Origin of the sequence: Sphingobacterium sp. BS-2 (genome assembly GCF_046161205.1) — a bacterium.
Lineage (GTDB): Bacteria > Bacteroidota > Bacteroidia > Sphingobacteriales > Sphingobacteriaceae > Sphingobacterium > Sphingobacterium mizutaii.
This window is the reverse complement of sequence record NZ_JBIXGO010000016.1, coordinates 253,883-274,368: the sequence shown is the minus strand read 5'-3', so window position 1 is coordinate 274,368 and position 20,486 is coordinate 253,883. Positions and strand designations below refer to the sequence as shown.

Here is a 20,486-nt window from a genome sequence, read left to right as displayed (position 1 = left end):
CCGATAGACAATTTGAATTCTAAATGAAGAAAGTTGCTTTTTTTTCTGAGATTCTCATAGAAGATTTTGACGGTGCCTCTAGGACCATGTTTCAAATCATTAAACGAATCGATCACACTGCTTTTTCCTACCTTTTCATATACGGAAAAGGTCCAGAAAACTTCAAGACCCATCAATCTTATCAAGTCCCAACTTTCCGCATCCCCATCAATGATGACTATTCATTGGCAGTTCCCCAATTATCAAAATGGAAGCTGGAAGAAGCCCTGGATAATTTTGCCCCGGACGTGATCCATATCGCCACCCCATCCCTATTAGGATTCTTTGCTATGAAATATGCCCGGAAAAGGAATATCCCAATCCTGAGCATCTATCACACCCATTTCATTTCTTATATCGCTTATTACCTTCGCAATCTTTCTTCGCTGATCAGACCTGCCGAATACTGGATGCGAAAGGCTATGCTTCGTTTCTATAATAGCTGTCATAAGATATATGTGCCGGCCAATAATATCATGGATGAGTTGAAAGAAATTGGGATACAATCAGATCGCTTGACATTATGGCAAAGAGGTATCGACTTGAGGTTATTTAATCCTGAGAAGGCTGATCAAGCCTATATCCGCAATATCACACAAAACGATAAGCCCAATATCCTGTTTGCAAGCCGATTGGTCTGGGAGAAAAACGTGCAGACCCTAATCGATATCTATCAACAGCTCAAGCAATCAAAATTTGAATATAACCTCATTATCGCGGGAGATGGAGCGGCAAGGGAAGAAGCAGAGATGTTGATGCCTACAGCTCATTTCTTGGGAAAATTGGACCATACCGAGCTTTCAAAGCTATACGCTTCTTCGGATGTGTTCGTATTCACCTCTACTTCTGAAACTTATGGCAACGTGGTAATAGAAGCCATGGCTTCTGGTCTTCCCTGTGTCATTGCCAACGGAGGTGGAAGTTCCAGCCTGATTGATCACGGAAGAAATGGCTATAAATGTGTGCCCAACAATGCTCTGGAATACGTGTATTTCATCCATAAAATCCTGAGTGACTCTGTGGTGAAAAATGAATTCCAACAAGCCGGATTGAATTATGTAAGAAAATTGGATTGGGGCAAGCTAGCACAAACTTATTTTGATGATATCCATGAGTTAGCTTCTGAACCTGTAAACAGTATTGCATGGGCAGGAAATTAAGGATCAGCAAAAAAAAGATCAAAATATTCCTTATCCTCATCATCCTTGGGTTTATTGCTGTATATGTCTTCAACACTGATTTCTCAGCAATAAAAAAGGAATTGGCTACAATTGGCTATAAATTCATCTATCTCCTGGGAATAACGTTCCTGGCTTATTTCTTTGGTACCTGGTCCTGGCATGTCTGCTTAGGCGATGATCGCCAGAAAATCAATCTGATGAAGATGTTTGCAGTAAGGCAGATCGGTGAAACCGTTGGACAATATAACCCAACCAGCATAGTTGGAGGAGATTTGCTGAAAGCTGAAATGCTCAAACCTTATGGCATCTCAACCGAAACAGCATTGAGCTCTGTAGCGACTTCAAGGATCACGGTTGTGCTTTCACAGATTCTCTTGTTCCTGATTGCCTGCCTTTGGCTGAGTGGAATGGAAGCCGGACAAGCTGCAATAAAGAGTATAGGTATTGCCTTTTATGTCTTTATTGCATTTCTGATCCTTTTGAACTTATTTTTTTTCTATTGGCTCATATTCAGCAGATCGACGTCAAAACCAGTGAACAGCAACACTGCCAAGGGTTTTTGGAAAAAACTCAGGTTAAAGATCGTACAATTGATATTCAATATCCGAAAATCATATCGATTTAACCCAAGGCTATTTTGGTACTCTTACCTCTTAGCCAGCATACATTGGGTTATCGGGAGTTTAGAATTCTATCTCATCCTTGTTTTTTTAGGTTTTGATGTCCAGCCCATGCATGGCCTGTTGTTGGACATGGGGGTTATTGTATTTAAGAGTGCTGGAGCATTTGTTCCCGGACAATTGGGGGTCGAGGAACTAGGAAACAAAATGATGCTGCAGATCATAGGTATCAGCACCGCTAGCATCTGGATATCAGCCTCTATCCTTCGTCGTGCAAGACAGCTCTTCTGGATAGCTGTAGGGTTTATTCTTTACCTATTTATCAAAAAGGACAGTTCACAATCTTCTACGCTGAAAAATGGAAATATTATTTGTTAGTCATAAATATCCACCCGCAACAGGCGGTATGGAAAAACAAAGCTTTGAACTGATCAACAACCTTAGCAAGCATTCCCAGGTTCAAGTCCATATGCTGGTTTATCGGAAAGGTGAAGAAAGTCTGTTGAAGTTTTTCTGGAACCTCAATAGCAATATCCTAAGAATATTGGAACTCCATCCTAATATTCAACTGATCCATTTTAATGACGGACTCATTGCCTCGCTTGCCCTCTTTCATTCTGGCTATAAGCATTTGAAAAGAGTGGTTACCCTGCATGGGTTGGATGTGGTGTTTCCAATGCGATATTTCCAAAAAAAGATCCTTCCCCGTTTCAATGAATATGACCACATCATAGCCGTTAGCTCTGCCACTGCAAAAGCTGCTATTCGGCGTGGCATTTCCGAGGATAAAATAACCGTCATCAAAAATGGTGTAGATCATGATATTGCCAAGTCCAGGCCGGTTCCGTTGGAGCAGATTAAGCATTATTATCCACAGATCGACTTCAACAAGAAATACTTGGTTACATTGGGCCGTCCTGTTAAACGAAAAGGTTTCGCCTGGCTATTAAGAGAAGTTATTCCACATATGCCATCCGATTTTCAACTGTTAATGATCGGGCCTTTTAATCAGAAAGCCAGTCTTACAGAAAAAATCCTTCGTCTGCTCCCTAAAAAAGCCTATCACTTGATTACTCTTTTTTTGGGATATCCCTCCGATGAAAGGGAGATCCGCAAGCTTCTGCAAGACCCTAACATCAATTCTCGGGTAAAACATCTCGGTAAGATTCCTTTCCAGCATCTTCAGTCGATTTTAGGGCATGCATCGGCTTTTTTGATGCCCAACATTCAGGTTTTGGGGGATATGGAAGGTTTTGGATTGGTTTGTCTAGAAGCCTCCTTAGCAGGCACATTGGTTCTTGCATCCTCTCTGGAAGGAATCACCGATGCCGTCCAGCATCAAAAAAACGGAATCCTTCTGCCTTCCAATGATTCCGATCATTGGATCGACCAATTAAATGCGGTCCTGAATTCTACTGAAGAATATCAGGTTCTGGCAAAATCTTATCAAGCCTTTAGTTTAGAAAATTACGGTTGGGAAATCATGGCCTCATCCTATCTCCATACTTTCCGAGAGTTGACCTATAAGAATTCTTCATTAAAATTGGTGCACTCCAAGGAATATTAAAAGTGGGGACTTCGGTCCTTTTTATTGATTTCTTTTAGGGATATCGCTCGTTTGATGGCCTCGTCACCATACCGCGCTCGCATCGCATCCATGGCCTGGTACAGTCTCACGGCCTCTTCGGTATCTTCAAACAGATTAATCTGTTGTGAACCCTGTACCAGATGGCTGAATCGAACTCCGATCAACCGAACCAGCATCCGACGGTCGTAGAGCTTGGCAAAAAGCTCTTTGACCTTCTTCAGCAGTACGGTATCCGAGGCGGTATAGGATATCACCATCTGCTTACTGACCGTATCAAAGTTGGCATACCGCAACTTGACCGTGACACAACCGGTCAATCGTTCCTGTTTCCGCAATTGAAAAGTCAGCCGTTCGGTCATCCGGATCAATTCACTGTTCAGGAACTGCATGTTGATGGTATCTTGCACAAAGGTTTCTTCCGTACCGATGCTCTTTTGTTCAGAATAGGGAATAATCGGTGAAGGGTCGATGCCATTGGCTTTTCGGGAAAGGTCAATACCGTTTTTCCCTAGAAGGTTATGCATCATCGGAACAGGGATCTCACTCAATATCTTGATCGTTTTCACGCCCATCTGCAGCAAGAGCATACTGGTCTTGTCCCCTATTCCGGGCATCCGCTGAATCTTTAGAGGAGCTAGGTAATCTTTCTCCAGACCATGCAGGATTTCCTTGCGGCCATCAGGTTTCGCATCATCGGTCGCCACTTTGCTGATCAGCTTATTGGAGGCTAGCGCATAACTAATTGGCAGGCCGCTCTCCTTTTGGATCTTTCCTTTCAGGTCGACCATAAACTGACTACACCCAAAAAAACGGTCAACCCCCGTCAGATCCACATAAAACTCATCCACACTCGCCTTTTCCATGACCGGAACAGTCTCCCGAACCACATCGGTCACCACCCTTGAATAATAGCTATAACTGTCCATATCCCCGCGGACCACAATAGCATGCGGACATAAACGCAAAGCCAACTTCATCGGCATCGCGCTATGCACCCCAAATTTCCGGGTCTCATAACTGCAGGCCGAAACGACCGCCCTATCGCTCATTCCTCCCACAATCAAGGGTTTACCAATGAACTTACTGTTCTTCAGACGTTCTACGCTTACAAAAAACGTATCCAAGTCCAAATGAGCCACAAACCGCTTATTATCAACCAAATTCATAGTAATTTCGAATATGAAACAATTCAAAATTACTAAAAATATTAGTAAAATAAACTTTTATTTATTTATTCAAGCGTTCGATTTCTTTCAATAAAAGAGGGAAAGCTGGATAGGCCATTCCATGATCGTATCCATCCAATTCCAACAATTTAACCTGAGGATGGCCTACGATCTTAAACATTCTGGCCAGGTAGGCATTCTCTTCATATCGACCTACCATTTCAAGCTCACGATCACCCGTAATCAGGGTAATGGGAACCTTGTTTTTTCGAACCCAATACAAGGGAGCAAACTCATCCACTACAGGCTGATTGATATTGATTCCTTTTTCGGCACGAGCCGTAAAATGGCTGATGCATTGAGCACTGAAGGGAACAACAGCAAATAGATCGTCTGCATTGATACCCTCATCAGCTAAATAGCGGGCATTCAAGGCAAGCATCAGGTTCAAATATCCTCCAGCGGAATGCCCTGAAAGAACAATCTTTTTATTACTGCCACCAAATTCAGCAATATGATCAAATGTCCAATGAACTGCTTTTGCAGCATCTTTGATAATATCTTCAACCTTGACCTTTGGTGAAAGTCGATAACCCACCCCTACTACAGCAACCCCTTTCTCTTTCAAATAAGCAGGAATTTCCTTCTTACCTTCCGTCAACCCACCACCATGAAACCATACGATGGTAGCAAAATCTTTCTTGTCCTTGGGGTAATATACATCCACTTGACAACGCTCCTTACTATAGGCATCCGAGTCAGAGGACACATAAGCAATATTCTCTTTCAGCCCATAATTTGCACTTTGGGCAAAAAGAAAATTCAAGGAGAAGCAAAAAAACATGAGGGTCAAAAATCTTTTCATCTGTTAGGGTTTTGATAGATTGTAGAATAATCCTAAAAATAAGACAAATAAAATGAATTTTGTATTTTTACGAGGTTTGCGGAAATCAATCCTGCAAACCCATCAAAATCTTACGAAAATTTCATGAGTGACGAAATCAACGATATAGAAGAGAATAACGACTCAAACCCAAATCAAGACCAACAAAGCAATACCATCCCCTTATCGGGACTATATGAAAATTGGTTTCTGGATTACGCTTCTTATGTCATATTGGACCGCGCTGTACCTCATATCAATGATGGTTTCAAGCCTGTCCAGCGTCGAATCCTCCATTCCCTAAAGGAAATGGACGATGGACGGTACAATAAAGCGGCGAATGTCATCGGTAATACCATGAAATACCACCCTCACGGTGATGCTTCCATTGGTGATGCCATGGTTCAAATAGGGCAAAAAGATCTTTTGATCGATTGCCAGGGTAACTGGGGAGATCCCATTACGGGAGACTCGGCAGCTGCCCCTCGTTATATCGAAGGTCGACTGTCCAAATTTGCCAATGAAGTGGTCTTCAACCCGGATACCACCGACTGGCAATTGAGTTATGATGGCCGGAATAAAGAACCTATCACCCTTCCTGTAAAATTCCCTTTGCTTTTGGCTCAAGGTGCCGAAGGTATTGCCGTAGGTTTGGCAACCAAGATCATGCCGCACAACTTTATTGAGCTGATCGATGGTTCCATCCAGGTATTAAAAGGCGAAAGACCCGCAATCTATCCGGACTTCCCGACTGGAGGGATGGCTGATGTAACGGGATATAACGAAGGGCAGCGTGGAGGAAAAATCCGTATCCGCGCAAAGATCGAGGAACGCGACAAAAAAACATTAGCGATAACCGAAATCCCATTCGGAACAACCACTGGCTCATTGATCGACAGTATCGTGTCGGCCAATGAAAAAGGGAAAATCAAGATCAAGAAAATTGAAGACAACACCGCAGAGTTCGTTGAAATCATCGTCCATCTTGCACCAGGGATTTCACCTGATGTCACGATAGATGCCCTCTATGCTTTCACGGGCTGTGAATCTTCCATTTCGCCAAATACCTGTGTCATCAAGAACAACAAGCCTCATTTCATGAGTGTCAATGACATCTTGATCGAAAACACCAAGCAGACCAAGAACTTATTGAAACAAGAGCTTGAGATCAGGCTGCATGAACTTCAGGAAAAGATTTTCTTTAGCTCCTTGCTGAAGATATTTATCCAAGAAGGCATGTACAAGCATGCTGACTATGAGAATGCTGGCGATTTCGATACCGTGGTAGAAGTCTTGAATCAGTTATTTGAACCATTCTTTGATCAGTTCTATCGTGCCATCACCCCAGAGGATTTCAAGAGATTGATCGACAAACCGATGAGCAGCATCACTCGCTTTGACGTCAAAAAGGCTGATGAGCAAATGAAAGCGCTTGAGGATGAAATCAAAGAGGTTAAAAAGAACTTAAGAAATCTTACGGAATACACCATTAAGTGGTTTGAATATATCCGTGGAAAATACAGTAAGGGAAGAGAAAGAAAAACTGAACTCCGTGTATTTGATAAGGTTGAAGCAACTCAAGTTGCCTTAGCCAACGCAAAACTTTATGTTAACCGCGAGGAAGGTTTTATTGGAACCAATATGCGTAAGGATGAATTGGTTTCAGACTGTTCCGACATCGATGACATCATTGTTTTCCGTGCAGATGGTAAATATTCAGTTGTCAAAGTTCAGGACAAGGTATTCGTAGGAAAAGACATCATCCATGTTGCGGTCTTCAAAAAAGGAGATGACCGGACCGTATACAATGCCATCTATAAAGATGGAGCTTCGGGAACCAGTTACATCAAACGTTTCTCCGTTACGGCAGTGACGAGGGACAAGGATTACGATATCGGCAAAGCCAGTAAAGGCACTAAAATCCTTTACTTTACAGCCAATCCAAATGGAGAGGCTGAAATCGTAAATATCCAGCTTAAGCCACATTCAAAATTGCGCAAGCTGAACTTTGATATGGATTTTGCGGAAATCGCAATCAAAGGCCGTGCTTCCCAAGGAAATATCGTCAGCAAATACCCCGTTAAAAAAGTAACCTTCAAAAGTGCTGGGGTTTCAACCCTTGCAGGGAGAAAAATCTGGTATGACGATATTTTAAAACGCTTGAATGCTGACAATCGAGGTAAGTTCTTAGGTGAATTCGATGGTGATGATAAAATCCTCATGGTGGTTAATGATGGTACTTATGAATTGACCAACTTTGACTTGAACAATCACTTCGACGAGAAGATGATCCGTTTGGAAAAATTCATCCCTGAACAAATTTATACAGCAATTCACCAAGACAGCAAATCTGGAACTTACTACGTCAAGAGATTCAACTTCGATGACAACCCAGTAGGCAAACGAGTTCGCTTCATTCCGGAGGAAAGCAAATTGCTTCTATTGACCAATAATGACAATCCAGTGGTTTCATTGGACATCTTAAAAGGTAAATCCCAGACCCATGAACATTTAGAGCAAGAATTAAATGAAATCGTGGATGTCAAAGGGATGAAAGCTCAGGGTAATAGGCTGTCTTTCCATACGGTACAAAAGATAAAACTCTTATCTGAAGAAAAGGATCTCTCGATTTCTGCAGAACCAGAGGAAAAAGAAATCATCGAAACTGCTTCTCCAATTGTGGAAGAGAAAGAGATCAAGACAGATAAACCGGTTTCGGAGCCAGAAAAGCCTAAGGAAACAAAATCTGCATCACCTGAAGACATCCCTTTTGAAATCACCAATCCAGATGATATTCAAATCGACAATAATGGACAACTAGGGTTGTTCGGCGGAAATGAACAAGAGGAAGAAGATAATTAAAATAAAAAAATGGGGACTAGATCCCCATTTTTAATTTATTAACAATTTAGTTCCTGCAACCTTGGTTTAATCAAACCTGTAACTTTCGCTTACCTAATTTCGTATCACCAAACTTGCAACAAGACAAAAAACCATTTTTTTGTTTCTATCTTGATTTTTTATCATTTACATTATCAATACTTTTCTCGTTGATCAAAGCCTAGTATCAGAATCAGTCTGCTTGAATTACATCGACCTGTCCTGAAGGTACCGCAATCCAATTTGTGATAGTCGCGTTTCCTTCTAATTTTACTGCTTTAGAACCCAATAAGGTCACTGAATAAGCATATCTTTTTCCAGATTCCAGTTTGGTATTTGCAGGTATAGTCCATGTATAATTATCATTAGCTATGGAGAAAACAATCTTCTTACCTTCATAATTTCCAGGAATCAAAATAGCTTCAACCAATTGATCCGCTTTTTGAACTGAAACTTTGGCATCTACATTTACTTCGGTACTACCTTGGTTTATTTTACCGGTTGCCAAATCCAATAATGATTTTGTAGGAATTGAAGTTAGGCCCGCCTTTAAACCAGTTAAATTTGCAATTCCCGTCCCAGCCTTAACCAAAATTTCAACTTTGGACAACATATGTGAAAACTCTAATTTCGCTGTTCCAGATTTCTTGTTTAATCCCCTAGCATTGTCTGAGTACATAACATCAATCTTTGCTTGATTCTTTTGATCAGCAACATTGATCTCCACCGAATTTTTGCTAACTGCAGCAGAAAAAGGATAATAAGCAATAAAATCAACTTGTCCTTTTGCAGGATAATTTAAAATATCATCGCCAGTTGAAGAGAAATTACCATCACCTTTTGTAGTGAATTTTTTATTGGCTCCTAGGACTTTACTCAAACCAACACCTTGTTTCATAAAAACACCAATTTCATCATTAGCATCCCAACGATTTCCAGAAGCTTTTGTAGCAAGGTCACCCATAATCCTTGAAGTAAATTCTACTCCAGAATCTTTTACACTTTTGTTTTTTTCAAAATCATCTTTTTTACAAGAAGTCATAACTGCGGTAAAAACCAGCATTGCACTTAATAATTGTTTTGTTTTCATTGAAATTTATTAATTGTATTATAGTATATCTTGGTAATGAATCTTTTTGCCTTAAGCTTACTCTGTATTATGTTTTTTAAAATATTTTATGAAACAAATTTACTTTTAAAAACTAATTATTTAATTAATAAGATATTAAGGAATTATTACAATAAAACATTCTTAATCCATAAAAAAAGGAGCCATAGTGCCCTATGAACTCCTTTAAAAAAACAATTAGTAATTATGTGATATTTATGATATCCAATGAAATAGTTTAAAATAGGATGAAGCTGAATTCCAACCTAATCTTTGGTAGTATTTACCAAATTCAGTCTCTGAATCTGAGGGAACATAACATGATAGACCAGAAAAAGAGTGAATAGGACTTCCTAAAAAGCTCGGTGTAGCCACCTTAAAAAGTACCGTTTTTTCGACTTGTCTTTTAATCAAATCTACATCCTGTTTTGGGTAATTCTTTTCACAAAAATCCAATAAGTCAAAAGCTGGAACGGAATTAGTCACCGAGACATCAAGATCCAATCTTTGCACGCGATCCCTCGATACCTCCATTTTTGTCTGTTTATGAATAATCTCACCCATTACCCTTGCCAAATCCAACATCTCCTTCATGTCGATTAAAGAATAACTTGCTGAACGCAAAAGTCCATTTTGTTTATTATAAAAATCAAAGTACACTTGAGCGGCACCCATCAGCCCTCTTTTAATATTCTTGTCGAAAAAATGTGTTAAGATCTTGTCATAAGGAAGCCCTACACTGATGACCTCCGTTGGAGAAGCCAATACATAAGGCACAATATCCTTTAATTCATATAGGACTTCAACGGAACCCATAGAGCAGGCATCAAAAACCAAATAATCTAAGTTTTTTGGGAGTGCCTTTTTCAGGTCCAATACATCCATGGTCTGACCGTCATCATCTCCAAACGATTTAACCTTTGCCTTCTTTTTACTGCCAGGATACCAATTAGTGGCATGTGACCATAGGATTGCAGCATAGTTCTTTGCTTTCCCAAGTCGCTCCATATCTTCGAAAACCATTTTCATGATTGTTGGGTCAGACGCATTATGGTCTGGATAATCTTTCAAGACATGGCTGACAATCTTTGGGGAATCATCATGGATTATTTCATAGATCTTGGGATTCTGCCCAAATACCTTCGCATAGACGAGTAACTTGCCATCAATATCAGAATAACCCGACTCCATCTGATTGATATTATCATAGGCTTCTGAAGCCAAATTATTATTTGCTGACATATAAACCATAACAGTCTTGGAGACCTCTTTATTATCAACTAAATTCGGTCTGCTACACGCATTCAGAAAATAGCTGATGATAAGAAATAAAACTATAACGAATTTGCCTTGACAATTTTTTCTAATATCTTTCATACTTGAATCAATTTAATTCCTTCAACAGATAAATCAATACCGGAAAATGGTCGGAATAACCATTCTGAAAAAGATTCCCAGAAAAAGTCCTTAAGGGATATCCCTTATACCTGCCATCTTTGGTAATTAAATAATCGGGATTATATATTTCAGATTTCCAAAACTTCAAACTGCTCCTATCATCCCCTAAAAGAGCTTCAGAAATAATTATTTGATCAAACAGGCTCCATTTTGCGAGATAGCCCAGGGAACCGATACCTTGTACATAATGCTTGTACATCGTGTTATATAAATCCCCTGTCTTCAGGTTTTCACTTCTTCTTTTTGCTCCCAGCACATCCTTGACACTGACATCTACAGGGTCATCATTAAGGTCTCCCATGATAATGATCTTCGCTTGGGGATTTTTCAGATAAATGGAATCCACTGCATTTTTGACTATACCTGCAGCATGTTCTCGAAGTTCAGAGGATTTAAAACCAAACCTTGAAGGCCAATGGTTGACAAATATATGGACCATTTCATTAGCCATCACACCCTTTACCATGAGCACATCCCGCGTCACGTAACTAGGTTTACTTGCCAATTTATAAGGCAATACTTGCGCGTCAATCAACCGAAAGAGTTTTGGATTATAGAGCATTGCAACATCTATACCCCGACGGTCAGGGGATTCGTAATGTACGATCCCATATTGGTTTCCTGCAATCTCATTTTGCATGATCAGGTCATTTAATACCCTTCTATTTTCTATCTCGGAAAGACCGATAATTGCAGGCCCCGATTTACCGTATTTCCGACCTATACTGCTCAATACAGAGGCTATTTTTTCTAGTTTCTTCCAATATTTATCGGGTGTCCAATTCATACCTCCACCTGGAGTAAATTCCTCATCTTGAATGCTGCTATCGCGTTCCGTATCAAAGAGGTTTTCAACGTTATAAAAGGCAATTGGATAAACCGAATATTGCTTTTGCTGACCAAGGCTGCAATAACAGATGGTTGTTAAAAGAAATAAAAGAAAATACTTTTTAAGAAGATTTCTCATCATAACCTTATTTCGATTTAAGTACAATGACTTCTTCTTTTCCTCCCTTTCCAGCATCTGCAGCAAGCAATTCAATATTATCTAATCTAAAGCCAATTTTATTGTTGGCAGAGCTAGAAACAAACTCGATTGTCAGGTTATTGGACTGTTGGATTTTTGGAATACTAATAGTAAACCATTTATTATTGTCACCCGCAGCATTTGAAATTGCTTTACTTGTGATCGGCATCAATCGCCCATTAATCTTGACCTGGATTTGGTTCAGATCAGCCACCGCTGAAGCATCGAATAAGTTAGCCGTCAACTGATATTTAAGGGTCACCTCTCCTTTTCCTTGGGAATTGATTCCGGAGATAACCACAGTAGCGTCCCGATTGGCTGGCAACCAAATATGGGCTCCATTTCCACCAGAGATACTTCTAATATCAGCGGTCCCAGCATCTTCCTTATATTGTACGGGTGGCTTCATGTCGAAGCCTTTAAAATCATTGATTTTCGGACGGTTCCCGGCTGTATAGATTCCTTCTCCAAATGTCTCTTTGAAAAAACTACCGACAGTAGGTTTTACTTCTTCTGGTTCAAGTCCATTAAAATGCAAAACATCCTCTTTCGTCCGGAGTACCAACTGCCAGGTCCCATTAAACCTACCTAAAATTCCAACTAGGTTCCCAGTTCCTTTGGGCAATAGATCTTGGGAAAAATTAGAATAATTGCTCGTCCGAACCACCAATACTTTCCCATTCTTGTCCCTTATTTCTTCATTACTGGTCTCATTCTTCCCTGAAAATGATTTCTTTCCTCCATTTACAAACCTGACATCATTGACCTCTACGAGCTGATGAACTAAATCATCGGTCAATTTATCCAATGTGACGAGCTTGGGTTTTACATTGGCAGGGTTGGGCCATCGATTCATCTTTACTTTTTCTTGAAAACCTTGCCATGAAATCCTATTGGCATTTGTTGTACCAAGGCCTATCTGTAATTCGCCTCCATATTTTATGATGTACAAATCCTTTAAGTTCACAAATACTTCCTGCCCCACCTGATAGGTTGCATAGACAGAATTCTGTTCTACCCCAATATTAATCCCAGCACTTCCATCTTGAACATATATTTGCTTATAGATATTTCCGGATTCATCGTTCCCTGTGACCACTCCTTTGATAATCAGTTCCTCTTCCATAAATTTTGGATCTTTTAAATCCTTAAATCGATCTTTGAGCTCCTTTATACTAATGTTCTCCAGTTTTCCTTTATAAACAGGTTCTGATAAAGGTGGTGGAGTATACTCGCGTTCGCATGCAAAGAACAGCATGCTGAAAAGGAATAAATAGATTAGCCTAATTTTTTTCATTTTATATTTTTATTAAAACCTGTAACTCGTATTGAAGAAGACATTAAAACCCTGCATATAGAAATATCGAGAACTGAATCGCTCTGGATAAACCAAGTCTAACCGGCCTTGCTCAAAACCGCCTGTCCCTATGTTCTTTTGGTTGAGCAAATTCATGATGGATAGATTGAAATTCAGCGACCGTCTTTTCTTCAGATATATCATTTTCCCTACCGAAGCATCTATGGTGAAATTACTTTGTAGTCGTTCTTGACTCGTCAATTTCCTGTACGATTCAAAATTATCTTGTTGCGGACTCACTGTAGCATATACCGATGCCATTCTTCTTAAAGCAGTTGTGGACATATAATTCCATCCGACCAGATTCCCACTCATTTCCAGAAACCAATAATCATAGAAATATCTGGCCGCAATTATTCCAGCCGCCTGTGGAGTCCCGGAAACAAATAGGTTCTTCATGTAAACCTTTTCTTCCCTGTTCAGCAAAAGCCCATTCTCGGAATTCATTGTTCCCATTGGATTATTGCTGTAGTAATATTCCGCTAAAGTTCCTATAAAGTCAAAATTCCAATTCTGATTCAGACTATAGGTAAGACTTGCCTCCACACCTCTATGCTTACGGTCAACCCCGCTCAGATTATGGAAGACAAAGGTGCGCTGGGAATCATGGTAATAATTCATCCGCTCCAGTTGATCGTAAAAATTGGTCTGGAAAAGGGAAAGTCGCCCAGATAAATGAGGCAAGGAAAAAACGTAATTGATATCGTTATGAAAGATCCTTCCACTTGACAAACCCTGTACAACCCTATCCGTCACCCTTGGCATTACAAAGGAACGATCCGGTGCCGGTGGTTCAGTGATATAGGCTGAATTTGCAGAAAGGAAGTTCCTGCCATCAAATTTATAAGTCAACCCCGCTTTCACGGTGAAATCGACAAAATCATACTTTGGTCCTTTCCCAAAAGAATGATCTGGGAATCGACCATTTCTCATATTCCCAACCCGGCGAAAGTCGGTATAGCTTATTTTTGTGCCATAATAAAGTTCTAAATTCCTTGACTGAAAACTATTGCACACCCATGCATTGACTGCCTGAATATCGATATCATAGTCATACCCGAAAATATCGCCTTCATATACCTTCCGATTTGGAAATTGTAGGTCATTCTGTTTGACATTTTCATTCCCAGGATTTTCTCGTTCTGCAAACTTATCCAAATCCAGGACGTGGTCTGCACCCAGTAAATCGTCAATGGTCTTATATTGGTAAGATCTCGTTTTTCGGGCTTCAATACCTGCAGTAAGATTGAAATTATTTTGGTAGAGCTTGTTGAAAGTCACGTTTACCGTTCCTTCTAAAAGATCAGAATGCCTTCTCTCCAAAGTATATAAGGCAGCACCATTCATCTTCCTTTTATTTTCGGTGTTCAGGTTCTGCCTGTACAATTCCTCCCAGTTCAGCTGGGTTACATTTGGATCCCTGGATTTCCAAAGTTGAGTATACTGCTGAATGGTCCTTGCATCAAGGTTTGGAGTAAATCTGGAAAAATTAGACGGCAGATACCGGTAATAATCTGGCCTTGGATCCAGGCATTATACCAGTTCAATGCAGAATTACTGTATCGGCCATAGTGTAAAATCCCGCCAGAGGTCAAACTGCTTCTTTCATCAATTTTCCAACGATGGGAAATGACCATCGTGGGATCAAAAGCATGTACCATCCTTGAATTGCGGACCTTCCCATTTTGATATCCCCAGTTTGGATTGTATAAATTATTGCCGACCAGATCATATACTTCTTGAAAAGAAGATCCCTGCTGCCCCCGGATCACCGGAGACCCAAAAGTAAGGACGGAAAGGGAATGATCTCCATCCTGCCATTGCTTTTCCATGGAAAGAGCATAGGATAGGTTTCGGTAGGAAGTCCCGGGGATAGATCCCTTGTCCGAAAAGCGTCCACCAACTGCTCCTGTAAATGCCCATCCTTTTTCATTCAAGCCAGTTGAATAACTGAACATGGACCTTGCGTAATAATTCCTATTGGTATAAGACATGGTGAGCTTACCTCCTTTTGCATAGGAGCTCGCTCGCATATTGATATTTTCAGAACCTCCAATGGTTCCGAAAGTGTATGTTCCGATTTGATTGTAGTTGACCACATCCCCATTTCGGGTCAGGTCATTTAATGCTCCGATGGAAGCATAATTAAAAACTCGGCGATATTGGTCATTTGCCAAAATACCGTTGATATAAATCTGTTCATAATTGGGATCATAACCCCTAACCCTAAATCTGTATGGGAAGAGTTTAAAGCCAACCTTATTTAAATAAAGGTCATTAGAAAGAATGACAGATGCCTGAATATCCTGTGAACTCATGTCTCCATCCGAAGATATGACATCATCATCTATTACCCCCAAAACGGTTTGTACATCAATCTGGTTCTCGGCAACTAATGCTATATCTTCCAATTTCATGGAAGTGGAATCCTTTAATTCAAAATCCATTTCATAATTTCGAAAACCTGCCGACTGGATGATTATTTTTTCAGGTCCAGCCTTCAAGTTTACAAAGACAAACTCGCCCTCCTCATTCGTGCTGCTGTTCATCTTGTTTTGTTCCAGAGTAACCGAAATCCCCAGCAAGGGAACTTTCGTTCGGCCATGAACCACTTTACCTGTAAGTTGTATACCTCCTTGACCAAATACGGTAGTACATAAGCAGGTCAACAAAAAGATAATGGAAAAAATATTTTGCATGTTCTTTAATATTCTAAAGAATCTATAGAACAAGGAAGAGGGAAATTATTTCCCCCAACCTTGTATTAATAATGATTATTTTGTTCCTACTAATTTGATGTCATCGACACGATAACCATTTTTATTATTCGCAGATTGTGCATCAAATTCAATGGTAATAGCTGCGGCTGGAATACCAGAACTTATAGTTTGAACTGAAAATTCATTTTGACCGCCTAATACGCCTTTTGGCTGTAATTCATTCCCGTTAATTCTAACTTTCAAACCCTCAACAGGTTCACCTGAACCATTTGCTGCCAATTTATAAGTCAATTTCAAATTCTTATATCCTGTTGTATTGACACCTTCGATTTTTAAACCAGTAGTTCTTTTCGCAGCAAACCAAACATGCGCATCCTGAGTACTAATTTTACGGATATCAACCCATCCCGTTGTATATAAATTTGAATACTTTACCGTTTTATTACTAAACCCAGTATATTGGTCAATTTTAATTCTATTTCCAGCACCCAGATCCCCAAAATTCTCCTCATAAATAGTCTGTTCAGTTCCAGTTGGTACTGGAGGAGTAACCGTTCCGCCATCTTTTCCAATGGTATGTGTACCACCAGTTACCGAAATCCAATCTGTAATAATGGCATTTCCAGTTACAGCAACTAAACCACCTAATTGTAGGGTAATATTGTAAGTGTATTTCTTACCAGACTCGTAGTTCAGGTTCGCTGGCAAAGTCCATTTATAGTTATCCGAACCAATACTGAACACAACTTCTTTAGCGCTATATTCTCCCGGGATCAAGATTGCTTCAACTAATTGATTTTCTTGTTGAGCAGTTACCTTAGCTTGAACATTTGCAGCTCCTGATCCATTCGCAATAGTTCCCGTAGCCAAATCCATGTTTGACAAGGTTGGAATATTGTTATAAGCTGTTTTTAGACCTGTTAAATTCGCTACTCCTTTACCAGCCTTCACAATCAATTCAACTTTTGCCAACTTATGCGCAAATTCCAAACTTGCGGTAGTTGAACCTTTGCTCAAACTCTTTGCGTTGTTTGAATACATGACATCAATCTTCGCAGGGTTACTTTGCTCTGAAATATTGAAGCCTAAAGATGTTCCTTTTAAATCTGCTGAATAAGGGTAATAAGCAATAAAGTCTACTTGACCAGCTTCAGGATAATTGATCACATTGTTTCCAGAGGCAGAAAAATTTCCGTTTCCGTTGGTACTGTACTTTTTGTTCCCAGCCAAGATATTGCTCAAGCCAGTCCCTTGCTTCATAAATACACCGATTTCGTCATTAGAATCCCAGGTGTTACCATTAGCTTTTGTCGCTTGTGTACCTAAAATCCTAGAAGTGAACTGTACCTCTGAAGGGTTGGTTTTTTCCAACTTTCTGTAGTCATCCTTTTTGCAGGAAGAGACCAGAGCGATAAATGCCAAGGCGGCACCTAATAATTGTTTTGTTTTCATTGTAATTTATTTAATTGAATTATAGTAAGTCTTATCTCCAGATCGCATCATTGATCATGTTTTTTGTTTCCTTAGGAATACCTGGGAAGAATTGATATCCAGTCTTCGTTTCCAATTCACTTACCGTCATACGGTAGCTCGAAAAATTGGCTTTCGTTGGGGTCACTTTATTCTCCATATAAAATCCGATAGTGTAATAGGCTGTACCGCGTTTTACCGCTAGGGCTTTATAGTAATATTTTGGTTTTGCAACCCTATTCCCTTGATTATCTTGCACGTAGTCAATGGACCCATTTGCGATACTCAAGCCCGCACCAGTCACTACATACATGGTATCTACTCCAGAAGCGGTAGTCCAGGACCGGATTTGATTTTCCAATTTTGCCCAAACACCTTGATTTAAGGAACTGGTCTGCGCTGTCATATTGGTATAATAAAAAGTCGTTGCGTTTTCTGCAGCATTTCTTGTCCGATCCGCACTCGGTATTTGATGCCCACGGTCTATCCCTGACACCCCAAAACCTTTCCTTAACAGGGGCTGGGTATAGTCCGGAAAATTAGGGTCAAACGCCCAACGATTGGTCCTCGATTGCCTACCTAAATAATCTTTGCTCAAAGGATAGGCGACCCAATGGGCAATTCTATTCTTCTTGTCATACAGCATGGAGTAATTTCGTTTAGATCGATCTGGAGTCATTTTAAAGTTATACTCCAGTTCAGTTGAATTGGAGATGACAGGTAACTCCATATAAGATACAGCAGGCTTGGGATCCACTATCCCCCCATCCGATAAATTAATATCGTAGGAATACCTGTTCCCTTGCTCATACTCAGTCCCTAATTTTCCGATTTCCCAAGTATAGGTCTCACCCGTATTGCTCTTGAAAACCATTCTAGATTGGCTTTCCAATTTTCCTGGAAAAACAACCCATTCAATTACCGTTTCTTCACCGGTTGATATGACCTTGCCAGAAACATCTTTAAAAGTTTTTTGGGGATTTAATTCTGCCTGACCAATTTGGAATGTGGCTGCAGTCAACAGCGGACTTAATTTGGCCGTTACAGCCTGTATTACTTTAGCTTTGACCCTTACTTGGATCTTCGACATGACCCTTTCAAATTTCAGTTGGACCGCACCCTGCTGATAACCTAAACTACTGGCACTCTTACCCAGCAAATAATCAATTTGATCCTGGTCTTCCTGATCGGATATATCCAGATCCCGATGGAAATCAAGGCTGTTTTTATAAGGATAAAATGCAACAAACCTAACCTCCTTATCCGCTGGGAAATTCATGGCATCTGCAGTTGTCTTCGGTGAAAAATTACCACTGCTGTTGGTAATAAATTGCTTATTGAACCCTTCAGACAAGACCGTATTTTGATTTAATGCATCACCATGATACATAAAAACAGAAATGGAATCATTATTATCCCATTGTGAACCAGACATACGAGTCAGTACCTGTCCAGAGATCTTACTTGAAAATAAAATGGATTTTTTTTGCTGGTCTGGAACCCAACCAAAGTCTTTACGACATGAACTAAAAAATAACAGTGTAACTGTGAAAATAAACAGTAATCTCCTAAACATTCTTAAAATATTTCTTTAATGGAAAGCAAATGTTTCCTTATATAATTAAATTGGCTAGTAAAGCAGACTTTATTAAAAGAAGTCTTTTTTATTTGCACAACAAATTTACTTTTGAATTAATATAATTTAATTAAAAAGATATTAAGAATATGTTATATATCAGGAAATGGTTTAACTCCGTGTTAAGCAAAACGATAAAAACCAAAGGCTTGCCATTTGGAATTGGCAAGCCTGATCCTGAAAGAATTAAATAAAAAAGGCAGAAACAACACCCTGTTTCTGCCTTCCTTACCCTATTGTAGGAATATTATTTCGGTTGGTAATGAAACTTACCTTTTTCGATCAAATCTTGTTGCTTATCATCACAGATAGCAAAAGTAAAGCCATCTTGTAATGCATAGGATCCATATTCACCATTTTTATTTAAGGCTAAAAAGCCTACTTGGATATCTTTAGCGATGTCCGGTTTTTTCTTTACAATCCGCATCACGGCCTCCTTACAGGCGTCCTCGGGCGAATAACCTTGGCGCATCAATTCCACGACCAAGAAACTCCCCACATTTCGGATGACTTCCTCCCCCACACCGGTCGAAGTCGCACCCCCAACTTCATTGTCAACATATAAACCTGCACCAATAATTGGGCTATCACCAACCCTACCATGCATCTTGAAGGCCATACCGCTAGTAGTGCAGGCACCAGAAAGGTTTCCATCTGCATCTAGGGCCAACATTCCTATGGTATCATGGTTGTATTTGTTTCCCGGCAATCTTTCTGTCGCAAAGGATTTGTTCTCTATATTCATGACCGGTTTATAGTTCTTTTCCTTGAGCCATTCCTTCCAGGCCTCCTCCGAACTAGGTGTCAATAAATTTTCCGCTTGGAAACCATTTTCTAACGCAAATTGTCTGGCACCATCTCCAACCAACATCACATGCGGCGTTTTTTCCATCACCAATCTCGCTACGGAAATAGGGTGAGCGATATCCTCCATTGCAGCTACCGAACCACAATTGCCCAGCTCATCCATGATACATGCATCCAAGGTAACATGTCCGTCACGGTCTGGATAACCGCCCTTGCCCACTGTTACATTCTTTAAATCGGCTTCGGGGATTTTTACGCCGGCTTCGACCGCATCTAATGCCCGACCCTTTTTCTTCAGGATCTCCCAAGCCGCTTGATTAGCAGCAACTCCAAAATCCCAGGTGGAAATAACGATTGGTTTACGAACCGATTTGGTAGCTTTTTCTGTCGCTTGACAGGAAATAGCAGAAGCTACCGTACCGATACTGGCAGCCCCAATGATACCTTGTTTTATAAATTTTCTTCTTGAATGCATAGTAATTACAATATTAGGAATACAATTTACAAAGAACAAGGATTAAACGATTGTAAATTATGCGTTATCTA

General features: G+C 40.1%; 15 protein-coding genes. 4 read left to right on the top strand and 11 right to left on the bottom strand.

Annotation, left to right across the window (positions count from 1 at the left end; genetic code table 11):
- Positions 1-23: 23 nt before the first annotated feature.
- The 3 genes from ACK2WI_RS08090 to ACK2WI_RS08080 are packed head-to-tail and all read left to right on the top strand — an operon-like array spanning position 24 to position 3,407.
- Entirely contained in the window at positions 24-1,199 is a 1,176-nt protein-coding gene (locus tag ACK2WI_RS08090; protein WP_312698121.1) for a glycosyltransferase family 1 protein, read from the top strand.
- Positions 1,184-2,218 (top strand): YbhN family protein, encoded by a 1,035-nt coding sequence (locus tag ACK2WI_RS08085; RefSeq protein WP_409150315.1) that lies wholly within the window; start codon positions 1,184-1,186, stop codon positions 2,216-2,218. The genes ACK2WI_RS08090 and ACK2WI_RS08085 overlap by 16 nt, the downstream gene beginning before the upstream one ends.
- Complete coding sequence (locus ACK2WI_RS08080; RefSeq protein WP_409150314.1) at positions 2,199-3,407, top strand: glycosyltransferase family 4 protein; 1,209 nt, start codon at positions 2,199-2,201, stop codon at positions 3,405-3,407. Before ACK2WI_RS08085 ends, ACK2WI_RS08080 begins: the two co-directional genes overlap by 20 nt.
- Here the strand turns inward: ACK2WI_RS08080 and dinB are convergent.
- Both dinB and ACK2WI_RS08070 read right to left on the bottom strand, forming a co-directional pair.
- Positions 3,404-4,594 (bottom strand): DNA polymerase IV, encoded by a 1,191-nt coding sequence (dinB, locus tag ACK2WI_RS08075; protein ID WP_312698125.1) that lies wholly within the window; start codon positions 4,592-4,594, stop codon positions 3,404-3,406. The two genes, ACK2WI_RS08080 and dinB, sit on opposite strands and share 4 nt — an antisense overlap.
- Positions 4,595-4,655: 61 nt before the next feature.
- Positions 4,656-5,459, bottom strand: coding sequence for an alpha/beta hydrolase (locus ACK2WI_RS08070; protein WP_313367097.1), 804 nt, complete (start codon positions 5,457-5,459; stop codon positions 4,656-4,658).
- A 123-nt stretch (positions 5,460-5,582) separates the two neighbouring features.
- Here ACK2WI_RS08070 and ACK2WI_RS08065 point away from each other — a divergent pair, with 123 nt between their 5' ends.
- Complete coding sequence (locus ACK2WI_RS08065) at positions 5,583-8,339, top strand: DNA gyrase/topoisomerase IV subunit A (RefSeq protein ID WP_409150313.1); 2,757 nt, start codon at positions 5,583-5,585, stop codon at positions 8,337-8,339.
- 211 nt (positions 8,340-8,550) lie between these two features.
- Here the strand turns inward: ACK2WI_RS08065 and ACK2WI_RS08060 are convergent, their stop codons facing one another.
- The 9 genes from ACK2WI_RS08060 to ACK2WI_RS08020 form a co-directional block, all read right to left on the bottom strand.
- Positions 8,551-9,447 carry a fimbrillin family protein gene (locus tag ACK2WI_RS08060; RefSeq protein WP_312698128.1) on the bottom strand — a complete coding sequence of 299 codons (897 nt, stop codon included), beginning with the start codon at positions 9,445-9,447 and terminating at the stop codon, positions 8,551-8,553.
- Between the two features lie 234 nt (positions 9,448-9,681).
- Positions 9,682-10,707 (bottom strand): clostripain-related cysteine peptidase, encoded by a 1,026-nt coding sequence (locus ACK2WI_RS08055; RefSeq protein ID WP_409150312.1) that lies wholly within the window; start codon positions 10,705-10,707, stop codon positions 9,682-9,684.
- Positions 10,708-10,849: 142 nt separating this feature from the next.
- Positions 10,850-11,893, bottom strand: coding sequence for an endonuclease/exonuclease/phosphatase family protein (locus tag ACK2WI_RS08050; RefSeq protein WP_409150311.1), 1,044 nt, complete (start codon positions 11,891-11,893; stop codon positions 10,850-10,852).
- 4 nt (positions 11,894-11,897) lie between these two features.
- Positions 11,898-13,247: a DUF5689 domain-containing protein gene (locus ACK2WI_RS08045; RefSeq protein ID WP_409150310.1), complete on the bottom strand. Its 1,350-nt coding sequence runs from the start codon at positions 13,245-13,247 to the stop codon at positions 11,898-11,900.
- Between the two features lie 12 nt (positions 13,248-13,259).
- Positions 13,260-14,693 carry a hypothetical protein gene (locus ACK2WI_RS08040; RefSeq protein WP_409150309.1) on the bottom strand — a complete coding sequence of 478 codons (1,434 nt, stop codon included), beginning with the start codon at positions 14,691-14,693 and terminating at the stop codon, positions 13,260-13,262.
- A gap of 20 nt (positions 14,694-14,713) precedes the next feature.
- Positions 14,714-16,006, bottom strand: coding sequence for a carboxypeptidase-like regulatory domain-containing protein (locus ACK2WI_RS08035; protein WP_409150308.1), 1,293 nt, complete (start codon positions 16,004-16,006; stop codon positions 14,714-14,716).
- A gap of 75 nt (positions 16,007-16,081) precedes the next feature.
- On the bottom strand, positions 16,082-17,479 hold the full coding sequence (locus tag ACK2WI_RS08030) for a fimbrillin family protein (RefSeq protein ID WP_409150307.1): 1,398 nt from the start codon (positions 17,477-17,479) through the stop codon (positions 16,082-16,084).
- Between the two features lie 31 nt (positions 17,480-17,510).
- Complete coding sequence (locus ACK2WI_RS08025) at positions 17,511-19,073, bottom strand: DNA/RNA non-specific endonuclease (protein WP_409150306.1); 1,563 nt, start codon at positions 19,071-19,073, stop codon at positions 17,511-17,513.
- Between the two features lie 307 nt (positions 19,074-19,380).
- Positions 19,381-20,415, bottom strand: a complete 1,035-nt coding sequence (locus ACK2WI_RS08020; protein WP_409150305.1) for a N(4)-(beta-N-acetylglucosaminyl)-L-asparaginase — start codon at positions 20,413-20,415, stop codon at positions 19,381-19,383.
- Positions 20,416-20,486 lie beyond the last annotated feature (71 nt).

Excerpts from the sequence above, each read along its gene's own strand:
- ACK2WI_RS08090 (WP_312698121.1), top strand. The coding sequence starts at position 24 with ATGAAGAAAGTTGCTTTTTTTTCTGAGATTCTCATAGAAGATTTTGAC.
- ACK2WI_RS08085 (WP_409150315.1), top strand. The coding sequence starts at position 1,184 with ATGGGCAGGAAATTAAGGATCAGCAAAAAAAAGATCAAAATATTCCTT.
- ACK2WI_RS08080 (WP_409150314.1), top strand. The coding sequence starts at position 2,199 with ATGGAAATATTATTTGTTAGTCATAAATATCCACCCGCAACAGGCGGT.
- dinB (WP_312698125.1), bottom strand. The coding sequence starts at position 4,594 with ATGAATTTGGTTGATAATAAGCGGTTTGTGGCTCATTTGGACTTGGAT.
- ACK2WI_RS08070 (WP_313367097.1), bottom strand. The coding sequence starts at position 5,459 with ATGAAAAGATTTTTGACCCTCATGTTTTTTTGCTTCTCCTTGAATTTT.
- ACK2WI_RS08065 (WP_409150313.1), top strand. The coding sequence starts at position 5,583 with ATGAGTGACGAAATCAACGATATAGAAGAGAATAACGACTCAAACCCA.
- ACK2WI_RS08060 (WP_312698128.1), bottom strand. The coding sequence starts at position 9,447 with ATGAAAACAAAACAATTATTAAGTGCAATGCTGGTTTTTACCGCAGTT.
- ACK2WI_RS08055 (WP_409150312.1), bottom strand. The coding sequence starts at position 10,707 with ATGTCAGCAAATAATAATTTGGCTTCAGAAGCCTATGATAATATCAAT.
- ACK2WI_RS08050 (WP_409150311.1), bottom strand. The coding sequence starts at position 11,893 with ATGATGAGAAATCTTCTTAAAAAGTATTTTCTTTTATTTCTTTTAACA.
- ACK2WI_RS08045 (WP_409150310.1), bottom strand. The coding sequence starts at position 13,247 with ATGAAAAAAATTAGGCTAATCTATTTATTCCTTTTCAGCATGCTGTTC.
- ACK2WI_RS08035 (WP_409150308.1), bottom strand. The coding sequence starts at position 16,006 with ATGCAAAATATTTTTTCCATTATCTTTTTGTTGACCTGCTTATGTACT.
- ACK2WI_RS08030 (WP_409150307.1), bottom strand. The coding sequence starts at position 17,479 with ATGAAAACAAAACAATTATTAGGTGCCGCCTTGGCATTTATCGCTCTG.
- ACK2WI_RS08025 (WP_409150306.1), bottom strand. The coding sequence starts at position 19,073 with ATGTTTAGGAGATTACTGTTTATTTTCACAGTTACACTGTTATTTTTT.
- ACK2WI_RS08020 (WP_409150305.1), bottom strand. The coding sequence starts at position 20,415 with ATGCATTCAAGAAGAAAATTTATAAAACAAGGTATCATTGGGGCTGCC.